Source organism: Actinoplanes flavus (assembly GCF_017592555.1).
Lineage (GTDB): Bacteria > Actinomycetota > Actinomycetes > Mycobacteriales > Micromonosporaceae > Actinoplanes > Actinoplanes flavus.
Window position 1 is genome coordinate 62,565 of record NZ_JAGFNS010000027.1, and the last position, 17,070, is coordinate 79,634.

Genomic DNA, 17,070 nt, shown 5'->3' on the forward strand with positions numbered 1-17,070 from the left:
GAGCGCTCCCACTCACGTGTTTCAATGGAAGGGTCATCCCCCATGCGAAGGTCCCCCGGCGGCGCGATCGTCGCCGCCCTCGTAACGGCCGCTACCGCGGTCGCCGTCGCGTCTGGCCCGAACATAGCCTCGGCCGCCCCCGCCGAGCCCTACACCTGGAAGAACGTCCGGATCGACGGCGGTGGATTCATCCCCGGCATCGTCTTCAACCCGGGCGAGAAGGACCTCATCTACGCGCGCACCGACATCGGCGGCGCCTACCGCTGGACCCCGTCCACCCAGAGCTGGACACCACTGCTCGACGGGGTCGGTCAGGACGACTGGGGACACAACGGCGTGCTCAGCATCGCCGCGGACCCGGTCGACACCGGCCGGGTCTACGCGGCCGTCGGCATGTACACCAACAGCTGGGACCCCAACAACGGCGCGATCCTGCGCTCCACCGACAAGGGAAGCACCTGGCAGCGGACCGCCCTGCCGTTCAAGGTGGGCGGCAACATGCCCGGCCGCGGCATGGGCGAGCGCCTCGCCGTGGACCCGCGGAACAACCGGAACGTCTATTTCGCCGCCGAGGGTGGAAACGGGCTCTGGCGCAGCACCGACTACGGGGCCACCTGGGCGAAGGTGTCGAATTTCCCGAACGTCGGCAACTATGTGGCCGACCCGTCCGACACGAACGGCTACCTGAGTCAGAACCAGGGGCTGAGCTGGGTCACCTTCGACCCGGCGTCCACCAGCGTCTACGTCGGCGTCGCCGACAAGGAGAACCCGGTCTACCGGTCCACCGACTCCGGCGCCACCTGGGCGCGGATCGCCGGGCAGCCCACCGGCTACCTCGCGCACAAGGGCGTGGTGCAGGGCAGATACCTGTTCATCGCCACCAGTGACACCGGCGGCCCGTACGACGGGACGGCCGGCCAGGTCGCCCGGCTGGACACCACCACCGGCGTCTGGACCGACATCTCGCCGACCCCGGTGGCCGACCGTTACTACGGCTACTCCGGGCTCACCGTCGACCGGCAGAAGCCCGGCACCCTGATGGTCGCCACCCAGACCTCCTGGTGGCCGGACGCGATCTTCTTCCGCTCCACCGACTACGGCGCCACCTGGACCCGGATCTGGGACTGGAACGGCTACCCGAGCCAGACGAAGCGCTACACCATGGACATCTCGGCCAATCCGTGGCTGGACTTCAACAGCAATCCGCAGCCCCCGGAGGCCACCCCGAAGCTCGGCTGGATGAACGAGAGCCTGGAGATCGACCCGTTCGACTCGAACCGGCTCCTCTACGGCACCGGCGCCACCCTCTACGGCACCACCCAGCTGACCAACTGGGACGCCAACACCACCTTCACCATCAAACCGTTCGCCAAGGGCATCGAGGAGACCGCGGTCCAGGACCTGGCCAGCCCGCCGACCGGGGCGCCGCTGGTCAGCGCCCTCTACGACGTCGGCGGCTTCCACCACGCCGACCTCGACACCGTGCCGGCGAGCTTCCACGACAGCCCGGCGCTGGGCAGCAACACCGGCCTGGACTTCGCCGAGCTCAACCCGCAGTTCTTCGTCCGGGTCGGCAACGCCTCGGCCGCCCCGCACATCGGGATCTCCAACGACGGCGGCAAGAACTGGTACCAGGGTCAGGAGCCGTCCGGCGTGACCGGCGGCGGCACCGTCGCGGTCGGCGCCGACGCCAACGCGGTGGTCTGGTCCCCGGCCGGCGTGGGCGTGCACTACTCCACCACGCGGGGCAGCACGTGGACCGCGTCGACCGGCATCCCGGCCGGGGCCAAGGTCGAGAGCGACCGCGTCAACCCCAAGACCTTCTACGGGTACGCCGCGGGCAGGTTCTACACGTCCACCGACGGTGGCGCCACCTTCACCGCCTCGGCGGCCGCCATGCCAGGAGAGGGCCGGGTCAACCTGAGGGCCGTGCCGGGCGCCGCCGGTGAGGTGTGGGTGGCCGGCAAGACCGGGCTGCTGCGCTCCACCGACTCCGGGAAGACGTTCACCACGATCGGCGGTGGCGTGTCGGAGGGGATCAACGTGGCCTTCGGCAAGGCCGCTCCGGGCGCCACCGCCCCGGCGGTCTACCTGGTCGGCACGGTCGACGGCGTGGACGGCGTGTTCCGGTCCGACAACAGCGGCGCCTACTGGGTCCGGATCAACGACGACAAGCACCAGTACGGCAACGCCGGCGACGCCCTGGCCGGTGACCCGCGCGTCTACGGCCGGGTCTACCTCGGCACCAACGGCCGCGGCATCCTCTACGCCGACCGGCAGGGCGGGCCGACCTCGCCGACCCCGTCCACCTCGGCGTCCTCGGCGTCGCCGTCCCCGTCGGTCTCGGTCTCCGTGTCCCCCTCGGTCTCCGTCTCACCCTCGGTCTCCGTCTCGCCCTCCACCTCCACCGGGTGCACCGCCACCTACAAGGTCACCGGGCAGTGGGGCGGCGGCTTCCAGGGCGAGGTCACCGTCAAGAACAACGGCACGGCCGCCACCACCGGGTGGCGGGTCGGCTGGACCTACACGGCCGGGCAGACCGTCACGCAGAGCTGGGGCGGCACCGCCACCCAGTCCGGCGCCGCGGTCACCGTCGTGAACGCCGGATACAACGGCACCCTCACGTCCGGGGCGTCCACCACGTTCGGATTCCTCGGCGGCAACACCGGCACCACGAACCCCGTTCCGTCCCCGATCACCTGTTCCACCACCCCGTAGGCCGGATCCCGGGCGGTCTCGAGCAGGCCGCCCGGACCCGGCGGAGAGGAACATCCCCCGTGAGTCCATTCAGAACCCGCCTGCGACGCAGGCTGGCCCTCTCCGGCGTCGCCGTTCTCGGCGCCGGAGCGGTCCTCGCGGCCGGTGCCCCGGCGTATGCCGCGGCCGGCTGCACCGTCGTGTACAAGGTGCAGAGCCAGTGGCCCGGCGGCTTCACCGGCGACATCCAGATCAAGAACACCGGTGACCCGCTGAGCAGCTGGAAGCTGGAGTTCGACTTCCCGGACGCGGCGCAGAAGGCGGTGCAGGGCTGGAGCGGCGTCTACAGCCAGTCCGGCCAGCACGTCACCGTCAACAACGCCGCCTGGAACGGCTCGCTGGGCACCAACGCCACCGTGAGCACCGGCTTCAACGGCACCTTCGGCTCGGCCAACCCGGTGCCGACCGCGTTCACCCTCAACGGCACCGCCTGCAACCAGGCGGCGAACGCGCCGACCGTGGCGATCAGCAGCCCGGCGGCCAACACCCGCTACACCGCGCCCGCGTCCATCCCGATCGCGGCCACCGCCACGGCGGCCAGTGGGCAGACCATCAGCAAGGTCGAGTTCTACCACGACGGCCTGCTGCTGGGCACCGACACGACCGCGCCGTACGCGTACACCTGGGACGGGGTGCCGGCGCAGACCGCGGCCTACCACCTCCAGGCGATCGCGTACGACAACGCCGGCACCAAGAGCAACACCGCCGACGTGCCGGTCTTCGTGGACGCGGCGACCACCCCGGCGATCGTCGCCGACGCCACCTCCCTGGCGATCAACCCCGGCGCGAGTGGCTCGTTCAAGCTCGCGCTGAGCAAGGCGCCGACCGCGAACGTGACGGTGGCCGTGGCCCGCAGCGCCGGGTCCACCGCGATCACCGTGACCCCGGCGACGCTCACCTTCACCCCGTCGAACTGGAGCACCGGCCAGGCCGTCACGGTCGCGGCCGCGTCGTCGGCGGCGGTCGGGGCCACCGCGACGATCTCCGCCACTTCGACCGGCTACACGGCCGCCCAGCTGGGCGTCACGGTCACCGAGCCGGGTTCCGTGGACACCCGGTTCACGCAGCTCTACAACGACCTGAAGAACCCGGCGAACGGCTACTTCAGCCCGGAGGGCGTGCCCTACCACTCGATCGAGACGCTGATCGACGAGGCGCCCGACCACGGTCACGAGACCACCAGTGAGGCGTTCTCCTACTGGCTGTGGCTGGAGGCCGCCAACTCGCGGATCACCGGCGACTGGGCGCCGTTCAACAGCGCCTGGACGACGATGGAGAAGTACATCATCCCGTCGCACGCCGACCAGCCGACGAACGCGAACTACAACGCCTCCAAGCCGGCGACGTACGCGGCCGAGTACCCGCTGCCGTCGCAGTACCCCTCCCAGCTGGACAGCGGCGTCTCGGTGGGCACCGACCCGCTGGCCGCCGAGCTGAAGAGCGCGTACGGCACCGACGACATCTACGGCATGCACTGGCTGCTGGACGTCGACAACACGTACGGCTTCGGGCACTGCGGTGACGGCACCACCCGCGTCGCGTACATCAACACCTTCCAGCGTGGCCCGCAGGAGTCGACCTTCGAGACCGTGCCGCAGCCGTCCTGCGACACGTTCAAGCACGGCGGCCCGAACGGCTACCTGGACCTGTTCACCAAGGACGCGTCCTACGCCAAGCAGTGGAAGTACACCAACGCCCCGGACGCCGACGCCCGTGCCGTGCAGGTCGCCTACTGGGCCCTGCAGTGGGCCACCGAGCAGGGCAAGCAGTCGCAGATCTCGACGACCGTCGCGAACGCCGCCAAGATGGGCGACTACCTGCGGTACTCGTTCTACGACAAGTACTTCAAGCAGCCGGGGTGCGCGTCCACCTCGTGTGCCGCGGGCACCGGCAAGAACGCCTCCAACAACCTGATGTCGTGGTACTACGCCTGGGGCGGGGCCTACGACACCAGCGCCGGCTGGGCGTGGCGCATCGGGTCGAGCACCAGCCACTTCGGCTACCAGAACCCGATGGCCGCCTACATCCTGTCCAACGTCAGCGCCTTCAACCCGAAGTCGCCGACCGCGAAGGCCGACTGGCAGGCCAGCCTGACCCGTCAGCTGGAGTTCTACCAGTGGCTGCAGTCGTCCGAGGGTGCGATCGCCGGCGGCGCGACGAACAGCTGGAACGGCAACTACTCGGCCCGGCCGGCCGGCACGCCGACCTTCTACGGCCTGGCCTACGTGGAGGCCCCGGTCTACGCCGACCCGCCGTCCAACCAGTGGTTCGGCATGCAGACCTGGTCGCTGGAGCGGCTGGCCGAGTACTACTACACGACCGGTGACACCAAGGCCAAGACGGTCCTCGACAAGTGGGTCACCTGGGCGCTGGCGAACTCCACCATCACGCCCACCAGCTTCGAGATCCCGTCCGACCTGACCTGGTCCGGCGCGCCGGCCACGTGGAACCCGTCGAGCCCGGCGGCCAACACCAACCTGCACGTCACGGTCAAGACCAAGGGCACCGACCTGGGTGTCGCCGGGTCGTTCGCGAAGCTGCTGACCTTCTACGCCGCCAAGTCCGGGAACACGGCGGCCAAGACGGCGGCGAAGAACCTGCTCGACGCGATCTGGACGCACAAGGACGGCAAGGGCGTCTCGGTGACCGAGACCCGCGCCGACTACAACCGGATGGACGACGTCTACAACGCGTCCACCGGCCAGGGCATCTACATCCCGCCGGGCTGGAGCGGCAAGATGCCGAACGGCGACGTGATCCAGCCGGGCGTCTCGTTCCTGGACATCCGCAGCTTCTACCGCAACGACCCGGACTTCCCGAAGGTCGACGCGTACCTGAAGGGCGGCGCCGCGCCGACCTTCAACTACCACCGGTTCTGGGCGCAGGTCGACGTGGCCACCGGCTACGCCGAGTACGCCCGCCTCTTCCCCCAGGGGTGACGATGAGAAACCTTCGTATGGCCGCGGTGGCCCTGTTCGCCGCCGCGGCCGGGATCCTGGCCCTGCCCAGCAGCCCGGCCCAGGCCCACGGCGCCATCCAGGTGCCCGGCAGCCGGACCTGGTTCTGCTACCAGGACGGCCGTAACCCGCAGACCGGCGCGATCGAGCCGAAGAACGCGGCCTGCGCGGCGGCGGTGGCCCAGAGCGGGGTCACCTCGCTGTACAACTGGTTCGCCGTGCTCCGGTCGGACGGCGCCGGGCGGGTCAGCGGCTTCATCCCGGACGGTCAGCTGTGCAGTGGCGGGACCGGTGGGCCCTACAACTTCACCGGGTTCAACCTGGCCCGCACCGACTGGCCGACGACGCACCTGACGGCCGGGGCGACCATGCAGTTCAAGTACAACGACTGGGCCAAGCACCCCGGCACCTTCTACCTGTACATCACCAAGGACGGCTACGACCCGACCAAGCCGCTCGCCTGGAGCGACCTCGAGCCGACGCCGTTCGACCAGGTGACCAACCCGCCGGCCAACGGCGGGCCGGGCACCGACGACGGGCACTACTACTGGACCGGCAAGCTGCCGGCCGGCAAGACCGGCAAGCACCTGATCTACTCGGTGTGGTCGCGCTCGGACAGCACGGAGACCTTCTACGGCTGTTCGGACGTGGTCTTCGACGGCGGCAACGGCGAGGTCACCGGGATCGGCGGCGGGGGCACCACCAGCCCGTCCCCGAGCACGCCCACCTCGCCCTCGCCCAGCGTGCCGGTGTCGCCGAGCGCCTCGGTGTCGCCGAGCAACCCGGGCGGAACCGGCGGCTGCTCCGGCATGTACAACGTGGTCTCGGCGTGGAGCGGTGGCTTCCAGGGCCAGATCATGGTGCACGCCGGCACGTCGGCGGTGAACGGCTGGAACGTCTCCTGGACGTTCCCGGGCGATCAGAAGGTCGCGCAGGTGTGGAGCGGGAAGGCCACCGCCAGCGGATCTCTGGTGTCGGTGACCAACGAGAGCTGGAACGCGAGCGTCCCGGCCAACGGTTCCGTCACCTTCGGATTCCTGGCGTCCGGCACAGCCGCGACACAGTTGCAGAACCTGACCTGCACCACGGGGTGACGCCCCGGTGACGGTTCCCCCGGCAGTGTGATGGAGGTCGCGCCGCCGGGGGCGCCGGACACCGGGAGGCAGCTTGACGAGCCGCACACGATATCCGTACGTTACCCGCATAACGATGAAAAGCACTCTTTTAGATCGATCGGGTCAAGAAGACCCACCGGGCCCAGCCGCCCGGCCCGCGGTCGGTCGCGTGCTCACGCGCCGCGGCCTGCTGCTGGCCGGTGGTGGCGCGACGCTCGTCGTGGCCACGCCCGGCGCCGCCGGGCAGCGGGCCGCCCCGGAACGGGAACCCCCGCGCGTCGGCACCTGGGCCGCGTCGCCGACGGCGGTTCCGGCGGACAAGATACTCACCCTCGACAACCAGACTGTACGGCAGGTCCTGCACACCAGCCTCGGCGGCGACCTCCCGCAGCTCACCCTGTCGAACGAGTACGGCGCCGAACCGGTACGCGTCGGCGCCGCCCGGATCGGGGTGCGCGCCGGTGGCCCGGAGTCCAGCGCCACCGTCCCGGGCAGCGACCGGCCGCTCACCTTCAACGGCTCGCCGACCACCGTCCTCACGCCCGGACAGGTGCAGGTCAGCGACCCCGCCGACCTCGTCGTCGGAGCCGGCGCCGACCTGGTGGTCAGCCTCTACCTGCCGGACCGCGTCCGGGCCGGCACGATCAGCCCCCGCTCGAAGCAGGAGAACCTGATCGTCGCCGGCGACGCCACCGGGCAGCCCGATCCGGGCCGCGGCAAGACCATCACCCGGTACCTGTGGGTGACCGGCCTGAGCGTCCGCGCGGTCCGGGCCGCGTCCGCGATCGTCGCCCTCGGTGACTCGATCACCTGCGGCACCGAGACCACCGACAACGCCAACCACCGCTGGCCCGACCTGCTGGCCGCACGGCTGCGCGTCGAGGGGCTGCCCCGTGGGGTGCTCAACGCCGGTCTCAGCGGCAACCGGCTGCTGTTCGGCTACGAGGACCCGACCGGCAGCGCGGACGAGAAGGCGTACATCGGCGCGGCCACGGTCCGCCGTTTCGACCGTGACGTGCTCACCCACCCGGGCGTGAGCCACGTGATCCTCCTGGTCGGTGTGAACGACCTGGCCAACAAGCCGGCCCGGACCGCCGGCGAGATGATCGCCGGGTACCGGGAAGTCATCCTGCGGTCCCACGCGGCCGGACTGCGGGTGATCGGCGGCACGCTGCTGCCGTTCGCCGGCGCTTCGGCGCGCTTCGACACGGCCGCCAACCAGCGGCTCCGTTCCGAGCTCAACGCGTGGATCCGGGGCGGTGGCGAGTACGACGGGGTGATCGACTTCGACGCGGCGCTGCGTGACCCGGCCGATCCGTGGCGCCTGAACCCCCGCTACGACTCCGGGGACGGGCTGCACCCCAACGACGAGGGCACCGCGGCGCTGGCCGCGGCCGTGCCCCTGCACCTGCTCGGCAACTGACCGGCCGGAATGTGGACCGGGGACGGCCCAAACCAGTGGGCCGCCCCCGGTGTCGCCCCCCATGGACGATCCAGGCGCCCACGGCCCCCCGTGGTACCCGTGGGCGCCGCACCATGGTGCCGGGAACCGTTTGCAAAATCCTTGCACTTGGGCAATCGTTTGAGGCTCTGACGGGGGAAGCTGCACGGGGGACACAACAGGATGCGCTGGCGGTTGCTGGGGCCGATGCGCCTGCACGACGAGAAGGCCGGCCCCGGGGCGGAGCCCGTCGACCTCGGCCCGGGCAAACAGCGCTGCCTGCTCGCCTCCCTGCTGATGACCCCGCGCCAGGTGGTGCCGGCCGGGACCCTGGTCGACCGGGTCTGGGGGGAGACCCCGCCGCGCTCGGTCACCCCGCTGGCCCCGTACGCCACCCGCCTGCGCCGCGTCCTCGACCAGGTGCCGGGCGCCGGGGCGATCCGCTGGACGGCCGGCGGCTACCTGATCGACTGCGAGCCCGAAGAGGTGGACCTGCACCTGGCCCGCCGCCAGGTGTTCGAGGCCCGGGTCGCCGAGGAGGCCGGCGACCACCGGCAGGCCGCCCGGCTGATGCTCACCGCCCTCGACGACTGGGGACCGGAGGCTCTCGCCGGGGTGCCCGGCGTCTGGGCCGCCCGGGTCCGCTACGCCCTGGCCCGGGAACGTCTCGACATCATCGCCCGCCTGGGCCGGGCCGGGCTGCGCCTGGGCCGCGCCGAGGAGGTGGCCGAACGCATCGGCCCGCACTCCGCCGAGCATCCCACCGTGGAGAGCCTGGCCGCGGTGCTGATGGAGGCGCTGGTCGCGGCCGGGCGCCCGGCGCAGGCGCTGGAGGCGTTCGCCCGGACCCGGGACGCCATCGCCGAGGAGCTGGGCAGTGAGCCCGGGCCCGACCTGACCGGCCTGCACACCCGCATCCTGCGGGGCGAGGCGCCCGGCCGTGCCGCCACCGCCGCCCGGTTCCGCCCCGGCACGCCGGCCCAGCTGCCCGCCGACGCCATCGCGTTCACCGGCCGCCGCGCCGAACTCGGCGAACTCGACCACGCGCTGGGCGGCGGCCCGCGGATCGCCGCGGTCACCGGGCCGCCCGGCGTCGGTAAGTCCGCGCTCGCCGTGCACTGGGGCCACCGGGCCCGGCACCGGTTCCCGGACGGCCAGCTCTATCTCAACCTGCGCGGCTTCGACCGCGGTGGGGTGATGAGCCCCGAGGAGGCGGCCCGCAACCTGCTCGTCGCGCTCGCCCCGGACCGGCCGGTGCCGGCCGGGCTGGACGCCCGTACCGGACTGTTGCGCAGCATGCTGGCCGGGCGCCGGGTGCTGCTGGTCCTCGACAACGCCCGGGACGCCGGCCACGTCCGCCCGCTGTTGCCCGGCGCCGGCGACTGCGCCGTGCTGGTCACCAGCCGGGACCGGCTCGCCGGGCTGGTCGCCTCGCACGGCGCCTGCCCGGTGCCGCTGGACGCCCTCGACCCCGGTGCGGCCGGGGAGCTGCTGGCCGGGCGGCTCGGGGCGGGCCGGCTCGCCGCCGAGCCGTGCACCGTGGCCACCCTGGTCACGGCCACCGCCGGGCTGCCGCTGGCCCTGGTCACCGTCGCCGCCCGGGCGGCCATGCGGGCCGGGCAGCCGCTCGGGGAGCTGGCCGCCGAGATCGCCGGCTCCCGGCTGGACGGGCTGGGACCCGCCGACGACGAGACCGACCCGCGGACCGTCTTCTCCTGGTCCTACCGGGCGCTGAGCCCGGCCGCGGCCCGGGTGTTCCGGCTGCTCGGCGCCAACCCCGGGCCGGATCTCTCGGCGGCCGCCGCGCACTCGCTGGCCGGCACCGTGGACGCCGGCGCCGCGCTCGCCGAGCTGGCCGAGGCCAGCCTGATCCGCGAGCACCGGCCGGGGCGGTACGTGATGCACGACCTGCTGCGCGCGTACGCCTCGGATCTTCTCGGCCGTGCGGAACGCGGCCCGGCGCTGCGCCGCCTGCTGGACCACCACCTGCACACCGGCCACGCGGCCGCGCTGGCCCTGGACTCCCAGCGGGAACCGCTGCGGCTCGCCGCGCCGGAGGCGGGCGTGCGACCCGAGCCGATCGACGGCGAGTCCGCCGCGCTGGCCTGGTTCGCGGTCGAGCACGCCGGGCTGATGGCCGCCATCCGCACCGCCGCCGAGCTCGGCGACTACGGCTGGCAGCTGCCCTGGGTGGTGATCGACTTCCTGGACCGGCAGGGCCACTGGGACGACTGGATCACCGCCGAGCGGATCGCCGTGGCGGCCGCCCACCGGCGCGGCGAGGTCCGGGCCGAGGCACTCGCCCAGCGGGTGCTGGCCCGCGGCTACGTCCAGCTGGGGCGGTACGACGAGGCCGAGCCGCACTACGCCGAGGCGGACCGGCTCTACCAGGCGGCCGGCGACCCGGTGGGCCGGGCGCACACCCTGTTCAGCATCAGCTGGATGCGCGAGCAGCAGGGCCGCGACGACGACTGCCTGCGGCTGACCAACCAGGCCCTGGACCTCTACCGGGCGGCCGGGCACCGGGTCGGGGAGGCGCGGGCGCTCAACGCGCTCGGCTGGTACCTGGGCCGGCTCGGCCACCACGACCTGACCCTGCGGCACTGCCGGGCGGCGCTGGCGTTGCAGCAGGAGCTGGGCGACCGGTACGGCGAGGCGGCCGCCTGGGACAGCATCGGCTGGGCGCACCACCACCTCGGTGACCACGATCGGGCGCTGGCCGCCTACCGGACCGCGCTCGACCTCTACCGGGCGGCCGGGGACCTGCTCAACGAGGCGGAGATCCGCGAGCATCTCGGCGACGCGTACGCCGGGGTCGGCGACGCCCCGGCCGCCGCCGGTCAGTGGCGGAAGGCCCTCGCCCTGCTGGAGAAGCTCGACCACCCGGGCGCGGCCGGGCTGCGGGTCAAACTTCGCTCGTGAACCGGTACGGATCCCCGGCGCCCACCCGCAGGATCTCCGGGGCGCCCTCGGACAGGTCGATCACCGTGGTCGGCTCGGTGCTGCAGTCGCCGGAGTCGACCACCGCGTCCAGGGCGTGGTCCAGCTCCTCCTTGATCTGCCAGCCCTGTGTCATCGGCTCGGTCTCGCCGGGCAGCAGCAGGGTGCTGGAGACCAGCGGCTCGCCCAGTTCGGCCAGGATCGCCTGCGCCGTCACGTGACTGGTGATCCGTACCCCCACGGTCTTCTTTTTGGGGTGCAGCAGACGCCGCGGAACCTCCTTGGTGGCCGGGAGGATGAAGGTGAACGGCCCCGGGGTCGACGCCTTCACCGCCCGGAACAGCGCGTTGTTGATCGTCACGAATTGGCCCAGCTGGGCGAAGTCATGACACATCAGGGTGAAATGGTGCCGATCGTCGAGATGACGGATCGCCCGGATCCGGTCCAGCGCATCCTTGCTGCCCAACCGGCAGCCCAGTGCGAAGCACGAGTCCGTCGGATAGGCGATCAGAGCGTCGCCGCGGATCAGGTCGGCGATCTGGTGGATGCTCCGCTGCTGCGGATTCTCCGGGTGCACGTCGAAGTACTTGGCCACTCGTCGCAGCTTAGGCTGCGGTCATGGCGAGCGTTCACCGTCCGGCGGCACGAGTGATCTGTTTCGACGCCGACGGGCGCGTCCTGCTCCTGTATTGGGAGGACCCGGTGACCGGCGACCGGCTCTGGGAGCCGCCCGGCGGCGGCATCGACCCGGGCGAGACACCGCTGCGGGCCGCCCGGCGCGAACTGGCCGAGGAGACCGGGCTCGACCCGTCCGCGGTCCGGGAGCGGTGCATCGACGTGCCGCGCGACACCTGGTGGAAGGGGACCCACTTCGTGGGCCCGGAGCAGTTCTTCGCGGCCTTCTTCGGCACCTCACGGCCGTCCGTGACCAGGGACAACCTGCTTTCGTACGAGCAGAGCGAACTCCAGGGACACCGGTGGGTCCACCCCGCCGACCTGCACACGCTGCCCGGCCGCCTGGAACCGCCGACCCTGCCCACCGTGATCGAGCGGCTGCGCGCCACCCCGGCCTGACCGGCCTCAGCGGTCCAGCAGGTCGCGGCGGGCCTCCGCCAGCGCGTCGGTGACGTCCTCCGGATCGAGACGGCGTACGTCGAAGGCGTCGACCAGATGCCCGGCGAGCCCGTCCCAGATCTCGATGGCCTCCTCGACCAGCTCCACCGCCTCCGTACCGGCCGGCCCGGCGCACAGGATCTCGGTCTCGGCGATCAGGCGGCGGCCCGCGTCCTCCACGTCGGCGATCTCCCAGCGGGAGCCGGTGGTCACGGCCGCGACCTCCTCGAGGACGGCCTCGTACACCTCGACCGCGGAACGGTGCTCGAGCAGGCCCGCCGCGCTCAGCAGCCGGGCCGCGAACAGCCGGTCCCGTGTCGCGTGCTCGACCACCAGCGCGGCCAGCCGGGCGGGGTCGAGCGTCCGGACGGCCCGCTGGTAGACGACGTGGTCCGGCTCCTCGGCGTACGGGTCGGCCTCGGCGGCGAACCGCACGTCGGCGTCGAAGGAGGTCAGCGCCACGGCGACGGCGTGGGCGCAGAAACCGTCGTCGTCGGCCGGGCCGTCGCAGTCGCACTCGCCGGTGAACGCCCGGTCGACGACACCCACCCAGGCCAGGAACACGACGCCGTCGTCGGTCACCTCGGCCTGCGCGCCGCCGCCGACGGACGTCAGATCGCCGACGGCGCCGGTGGCGGCCAGGCGGTCGGCGACCGCGATGATGCCGGAGGGGATCGAGTCACGGAACGCGGGTACGTCGATGAGAGCCGCCATGATCGGGACCCTACCGGCCGGACCGCCTCGTGGGGTCAGCGACGGTGGCTTCGGCTCTGCAGGCGGGTCAGCAGGTTGCGGAGGCGGGCCTGGTTCTCCGGCTTGGCCAGTTCACGGCGGCCCCGGTCGACGATCTGCCGGCCGCGCGGGCTGTTCAGAAACGCTTGGATGCGCTGCGTGATGGTGGGCATGTCTCCAGTGTGCCCAGCTTCGCGTGGCGCGACACGTGCGAGCGGACGATGCTGAGCACGTAACCACCGTGAGTGTGAGGAGTCCCCGTGGAGACCGACCTGTTCATCGCCGGGAAGTGGGTGCCCGCGTCCTCGGGCAACCGGTTCGACGTGCTCGACCCGGCGACCGGCGACACCATTGCGTCGGTCGCCGACGGCGGGGAGGCGGATGCGATCGCCGCGGTGGAGGCGGCCGCCGCGGCCGGGCCGGGGTGGGCCGCGACCCCGCCGCGGGTCCGGTCGGAGGTGCTGCGCCGGGCCTTCGAGCTGATCACCGAACGGGCCGCCGACCTGGCGAAGCTGATCAGCCTGGAGAACGGCAAGGCGCTCACCGACGCGAAGGGCGAGGTGACGTACGCCGCCGAGTTCTTCCGCTGGTTCGCCGAGGAGGCGGTGCGGGGCGACGGCGCGATCGCGACGGCACCGTCCGGCGCCAACCGGATCCTGGTGGTACGCCAGCCGGTCGGCGTGTGTGTGCTGGTGACGCCGTGGAACTTCCCGGCCGCGATGGCCACCCGCAAGATCGGCCCGGCGCTGGCCGCCGGCTGCACGGTGATCCTCAAGCCGGCCAGCGACACGCCGCTCACCGCCCTGGCCATGGCCGCGATCCTGGCCGAGGCCGGCGTGCCGGACGGTGTGGTGAACGTGCTGCCGTCGCGTAGTTCGGGCCGGGTGGTGTCGGCCATGCTGCGTGACTCCCGGGTGCGCAAGCTGTCGTTCACCGGTTCCACCGAGGTCGGCCGGATCCTGCTGGCCCAGGCCGCGGAGAACGTCGTGAACACGTCGATGGAGCTGGGCGGCAACGCCCCGTTCGTGGTGTTCGCCGACGCCGATCTGGACGCCGCGATCGAGGGCGCGATGATCGCGAAGATGCGCAACGGCGGGGAGGCGTGCACCGCGGCGAACCGGTTCTTCGTCGAGGCCCCGGTGGCCGGCGAGTTCGCCCGGCGGCTGGCGCAGCGCATGTCGGAGCTGGTGGTCGGCCCCGGCACGGACGAGAAGACGCAGGTCGGCCCGCTGGTCAACGAGGACACCGTGGCCAAGGTGGACAGCCTGGTCCGGGGCGCCCTGGAGGGTGGCGCGGCGGCGGTCACCGGGGGCAGCCGGCCGGCCGGTCCGGGCTTCTACTACCCGCCGACGGTGCTGTCCGGCGTGGCCGCGGACGCGCCGATCCTGCGGGAGGAGATCTTCGGGCCGGTCGCGCCGATCGTCACGTTCACCGGCGAGGAGGAGGCGGTCCGGCTGGCCAACGACACCGAGTACGGCCTGGTCGCGTACGTATACACCGGAGACCTGGCGCGCGGCCTGCGGGTGAGCGAGGCGATCGAGGCCGGCATGGTGGGCATCAACCGGGGCCTGGTCAGTGACCCGGCCGCGCCGTTCGGCGGGGTGAAGCAGAGCGGTATCGGCCGGGAGGGCGGCCACGAGGGTCTGCTCGAGTACCTCGAATCGAAGTACATCGCCGTCAACTGGTGACCGGCCGTTCGACCGTCCCACCGGGCCTCGCTCGGCCGGCTGTCCGGTGGGCCCGAACGGCCAATCATCGAGGGACCTAACGGCCAGTACCGAGGAGGGATGACCCCATCACGGGCAGTGATTGTTGGCAGTCGGCGTGCAGAAATGAATAATCTTGTTTCTCGGCCCCCCACCCGACGATCATCACGGTGCGTTCTGACCGATACTTGGCGGACCGTTCAGTGCTCACCGCAGCTCGGGACACCCTGAGAGGACACCTATAGCCATGCGCAAGTCTTTGCTCGCTCTGGTCGCCGCCGGCCTGCTGACCACGGCCACGCTCACGGCTTGTGATGACGGGGGTGACACCGACGCGGCGGGCGGCAACGCTCCGGCGACCACGAACGGTGGCAGCGAGCAGGTGACCGGCGATGGCGGCATCGGCGTGATCCTGCCCGACACCAAGAGCTCCCAGCGGTGGAAGTCGGACGACAACCGCTACCTCGAGGCGGCCTTCAAGAAGGCCGGCGTCAAGTACTCGATCGTCAACGCCGAGGGCGACAAGGAAGAGTTCAAGCGCCTCGCCGAGACCATGCTCGACAAGGGCTTCAAGGTCCTGGTGATCGTGAGCCTCGACTCGATCAGCGGCAAGGCCGTCATCGACAACGCGCACTCCCGCGGCGTCCCGGTGATCGACTACGACCGGCTCACCCTGAACGGCGGCGCCGACTACTACGTGAGCTTCGACAACGAGGCCGTCGGCCAGCTCCAGGCCAGGGAGCTGCTGAACTGCCTGAAGGAGAAGAAGGTGAACAACGCGGTGGTCGCCGAGCTCAACGGCTCGCCCACCGACAACAACGCCACCCTCTTCAAGAACGGCTACGACACCGTCCTCAGCGCCAAGTACGACGCCGCCCAGCTGATCAAGGGCCCGGACCAGTGGGTGCCGGACTGGGACAACGACGAGGGCCGCGAGATGTTCTCGCTGATGCTCAAGCAGTACCCGAACATCGGTGGTGTGCTCGCCGCCAACGACGGTCTCGGCAACTCGGCCATCGAGGTCCTCCGGGAGAAGAAGCTCAACGGCAAGGTGCCGGTCACCGGCCAGGACGCCACCACCCAGGGCCTGCAGAACATTCTCGTCGGCGACCAGTGCATGACCGTCTACAAGGACGTGAAGCAGGAGGCGGACGCCGCCGCCGAGCTGGCGATCAACCTGTTCAACGGGGTCAAGCCGGGTCTCACCGACAAGCTCAAGGACCCGGAGTCCGGCCTCTACATCCCGTTCCGGAAGCTGCTGCCGAAGGCCATCACGATCAAGAACGTGAAGTCGGTCGTCGACACCGGCTTCGTCGACGTGGACACGCTGTGCAACGCCAAGTTCAAGGAGGCCTGCAAGCAGGCCAAGGTCATCGACTGATCATCGGCTCCGGGCCGGTGGGACCTGATCCGCGATCCTGATCCGGACGCGGCGGTTCTGCCGGCCCTTGCTCTCCACCTTCACCACCTCGACCCGGCCCACCTGCGCGGTCGACGCCACATGCGTCCCGCCGTCGGCCTGCACGTCCAGCCCCACGATGTCGATCACCCGGATCTCCGGGTGATCGAGCGGCGGCAGCGCGTCCTGTGTCCGCACCAGCGTCGGGATCTCCAGCGCCTCCGCCCGCGGCAGCACCCGCGCCACGATCTTCCGGTCCGCGACGATCTCCGCGTTGACCGCGTCCTCCAGCGCCTGCTTGAAGCCGGGCGGCACCTCGGGCAGGTTGAAGTCCATCCGCGCCTCGCCCGGCTGCATGTTCCCGCCGGTCACCAGCGCCCCGAAATCCCGGAACACGGTCCCGCACAGGATGTGCAGCCCCGAGTGCGTCCGCATCAGGCTGCTGCGCCGCGCGTCGTCGATCGCCCCGCGCACCGTGGTCCCCGCTGCCGGCACCGGATCACCGGGCGCCGGAATCAGATACTGCTCGTCACCCTTGCGCGTGTCGACGATCCGGGTCTGCACGCCCTCCCAGAGCAGCACTCCGTGATCCGGCGGCTGCCCACCCCCGCCCGGGTAGAACGCCGACCGGTCCAGGACGATCCCCGCCTCCGGATCGGACCACAACACCGTGCAGTCCCACTCGCGCACACGCGGGTCGATCCAGTCCAGCCGCTCCGTCACATCACGACTCTATGACAAACACCCCACCGGCGCGGTCACCCTCACCGCCACCCGGCCTTTCCCCCCGATTTCGTACGGCCTGCGCCGCCCCCGACCACACCGACGGCCGTCCCGCCACCTCCGCGCCCCATTGCCGGGTCAAGCCCGCGAGGCCCCGCCGGGCGAAGATCGCCACTCACCCTCCCGC

Annotated in this window: 12 protein-coding genes; 8 read left to right on the forward strand and 4 right to left on the reverse strand. The window is 71.5% G+C overall.

Annotated elements, in window-relative coordinates; translation table 11 throughout:
• Nucleotides 1-42: 42 nt before the first annotated feature.
• From J5X75_RS32710 to J5X75_RS32730, 5 genes are all read left to right on the forward strand, one after another.
• Nucleotides 43-2,718 carry a cellulose binding domain-containing protein gene (locus J5X75_RS32710; RefSeq protein WP_208471481.1) on the forward strand — a complete coding sequence of 892 codons (2,676 nt, stop codon included), beginning with the start codon at nt 43-45 and terminating at the stop codon, nt 2,716-2,718.
• 59 nt (nt 2,719-2,777) lie between these two features.
• Nucleotides 2,778-5,696 carry a glycoside hydrolase family 48 protein gene (locus J5X75_RS32715; RefSeq protein ID WP_307798402.1) on the forward strand — a complete coding sequence of 973 codons (2,919 nt, stop codon included), beginning with the start codon at nt 2,778-2,780 and terminating at the stop codon, nt 5,694-5,696.
• A gap of 2 nt (nt 5,697-5,698) precedes the next feature.
• Entirely contained in the window at nt 5,699-6,808 is a 1,110-nt protein-coding gene (locus tag J5X75_RS32720; RefSeq protein ID WP_208471482.1) for a lytic polysaccharide monooxygenase auxiliary activity family 9 protein, read from the forward strand.
• A gap of 190 nt (nt 6,809-6,998) precedes the next feature.
• Entirely contained in the window at nt 6,999-8,252 is a 1,254-nt protein-coding gene (locus tag J5X75_RS32725) for an SGNH/GDSL hydrolase family protein (protein ID WP_208471483.1), read from the forward strand.
• Nucleotides 8,253-8,453: 201 nt separating this feature from the next.
• The gene (locus J5X75_RS32730) at nt 8,454-11,192 is read left to right on the forward strand and encodes an AfsR/SARP family transcriptional regulator (RefSeq protein ID WP_208471484.1); all 2,739 of its coding nucleotides are present in this window, start codon (nt 8,454-8,456) and stop codon (nt 11,190-11,192) included.
• On the opposite strand, the gene J5X75_RS32735 is transcribed toward J5X75_RS32730, so the two are convergent.
• Nucleotides 11,176-11,805 (reverse strand): L-threonylcarbamoyladenylate synthase, encoded by a 630-nt coding sequence (locus tag J5X75_RS32735; protein ID WP_208471485.1) that lies wholly within the window; start codon nt 11,803-11,805, stop codon nt 11,176-11,178. The genes J5X75_RS32730 and J5X75_RS32735 overlap by 17 nt on opposite strands.
• A gap of 23 nt (nt 11,806-11,828) precedes the next feature.
• Here J5X75_RS32735 and J5X75_RS32740 point away from each other — a divergent pair, with 23 nt between their 5' ends.
• On the forward strand, nt 11,829-12,284 hold the full coding sequence (locus tag J5X75_RS32740; RefSeq protein WP_208471486.1) for an NUDIX domain-containing protein: 456 nt from the start codon (nt 11,829-11,831) through the stop codon (nt 12,282-12,284).
• A gap of 6 nt (nt 12,285-12,290) precedes the next feature.
• On the opposite strand, the gene J5X75_RS32745 is transcribed toward J5X75_RS32740, so the two are convergent.
• On the reverse strand, nt 12,291-13,037 hold the full coding sequence (locus tag J5X75_RS32745; RefSeq protein WP_208471487.1) for a hypothetical protein: 747 nt from the start codon (nt 13,035-13,037) through the stop codon (nt 12,291-12,293).
• A gap of 35 nt (nt 13,038-13,072) precedes the next feature.
• A complete protein-coding gene (locus J5X75_RS32750) occupies nt 13,073-13,228 on the reverse strand; it encodes a hypothetical protein (RefSeq protein WP_208471488.1) in 156 nt (51 codons plus the stop codon).
• A gap of 87 nt (nt 13,229-13,315) precedes the next feature.
• Between J5X75_RS32750 and J5X75_RS32755 the strand changes: the two genes are divergently transcribed.
• Together J5X75_RS32755 and J5X75_RS32760 are read left to right on the forward strand one after the other, a co-directional pair.
• A complete protein-coding gene (locus J5X75_RS32755; protein ID WP_208471489.1) occupies nt 13,316-14,743 on the forward strand; it encodes an NAD-dependent succinate-semialdehyde dehydrogenase in 1,428 nt (475 codons plus the stop codon).
• Nucleotides 14,744-15,008: 265 nt separating this feature from the next.
• Complete coding sequence (locus J5X75_RS32760; protein WP_208471490.1) at nt 15,009-16,142, forward strand: sugar ABC transporter substrate-binding protein; 1,134 nt, start codon at nt 15,009-15,011, stop codon at nt 16,140-16,142.
• On the opposite strand, the gene J5X75_RS32765 is transcribed toward J5X75_RS32760, so the two are convergent.
• Nucleotides 16,143-16,883 (reverse strand): alanyl-tRNA editing protein, encoded by a 741-nt coding sequence (locus tag J5X75_RS32765; RefSeq protein ID WP_208471491.1) that lies wholly within the window; start codon nt 16,881-16,883, stop codon nt 16,143-16,145.
• Between the last annotated feature and the right edge of the window lie 187 nt (nt 16,884-17,070).